The 1,581-nt window shown below is 77.7% G+C and carries 1 protein-coding gene and 1 pseudogene; both read right to left on the bottom strand.

The genetic code is table 11. From position 1 onward, the window contains the following. Positions 1-402: pseudogene (locus ABD353_RS39545) on the bottom strand (hypothetical protein); the annotation flags it as partial. After that, the coding region (locus ABD353_RS39540) for a vWA domain-containing protein (RefSeq protein ID WP_344628560.1) at positions 399-1,581 on the bottom strand (1,183 nt) is incomplete at its 5' end. The pseudogene ABD353_RS39545 and the gene ABD353_RS39540, both read right to left, overlap by 4 nt.

Genomic DNA, 1,581 nt, shown 5'->3' with positions numbered 1-1,581 from the left:
CGTCGCCGCCGGAGCCGCATCCGGCTCGGCCTGCTCCGCGGGCCCGGCCGGTGCCGCGGCCCCGGCGGCGGGCGGGTCGGCGATCGGGCAGCAGCCGAGCACCGCCGCCCGGTGCAGGCAGCGCGGGGCGAGCAGACAACTGCACCGCGCCTGCCCCTCCTCGGTCACCGCGCCGCCCGGGCCGGGCAGCAGGGTGACCACGGCGTCCTCGCCGCAGCGGACGCTGGCGCCCGGTCCGTCCGCCGCGGGGGCGACGGGCAGGGCGGCGTACTGCTCGATCGCCGCGTCGAGCTTCTTGCGCAGACGGGACGTCAGCGACTCCACCGCGGCCGCCAGCACCTCGGGTGCGACGGGCGGCAGCTGGAGGTCCTCGGCAGCGGTCATCGCCTGTACTCCGGTCATCGGGCCTCCCCGCGGAGGCGGTCGCCGACCCAGCGGGCGAGGGCGAGGGGACTGAGGGCGGCCACCGGCATGCCGGCGGCGACGAGCTGACGGGCGACCGGCACCGAGTACCGCGGGGTCCCGGTGTCGTCCAGCGCCGCGCAGCCCATCAGGTGCACCCCGGACGAGGCCAGCGCCCGCACCTCCCCGAGCAGGCCGCCCAGCGGGTAGCCCTCCTCGAAGTCGCTGACGACCGCGACCAGCGTGCGGCTGGGCACGGTGACCAGGGAACGGGCGTGCGCCAGTGCGGCGGCGATGTGCGTGCCGCCACCGACCTTGACCTCCAGCAGCAGCGACAGCGGGTCGGAGACCCGCTCCGTCAGGTCGGCGACCTGCGTGGAGAAGGCCAGGAAGTGCGTCGACAGGGTCGGCACGCCGCCCAGCACCGCCGCGGTGAGCGCGGACCAGATGACCGAGGCCTCCATCGAGCCGGAGACGTCGACCACCAGGATCAGCCGCCAGTCGGCCTCCCGCCGCGAGCGGGTGCTGAACACCGGCTGCTCGGGCACGACGACCGTCCGGCCGTCGTCCAGGCGGCGGGTGTGCGCCAGGTTGGCCCGCAGGGTCCGCGGCAGGTCGATCCGGCCGCCGGGGCGCCGGGTCGGCCGCGGGGTGGCCAGGCCGGTGAGGGCGGGCCGGAGCCGGGTGGCGAGCTCGCGGCCGAGCTCGTCGACCAGGCGGCGCACCAGCGGGCGCAGCCGGTTCAGCTGGTGCTCGGGCATGCCGCCGGCCAGGTTGAGCACCGAGGTCAGCAGCTCCATCGACGGCCGGACGGACGCCGGGTCGAGCTCGGCGAGCACGTCGGTGCGGCCGGTGTGCCCGGCGTCGGCGAGCACCTCCTCGCGGACGTCCGCGCCGAACAGCGCCTCCAACTCCTCCGACCACTCGCGGGCGGTCGGGAAGGACGCCTCCTGGCCGCCGCCGTTGCCGGAGCCGCCGTCGAGGTCGGCGTCGCCCTCGCCGCCGCCGCGGCCGTACAGCTCGTCCAGGGCCTGGGCGTAGCGGCGGGCGCCGTCGGGCAGCCGCTCCGGCTCGCGGCCGAGCAGCCGCCGCCACCGGTCGGCCGCCGACAGCCGGGCCTCGGCCGGTCCGCGGGCTCTGCGGGGACTGCAGAGAGGTCGCTGGCCGATGGAGGGGCTG

Origin of the sequence: Kitasatospora arboriphila (genome assembly GCF_039528095.1) — a bacterium.
Lineage (GTDB): Bacteria > Actinomycetota > Actinomycetes > Streptomycetales > Streptomycetaceae > Kitasatospora > Kitasatospora arboriphila.
Note: the sequence above shows the minus strand (reverse complement) of the source record. Positions and strands in the feature narration are given on the sequence as shown.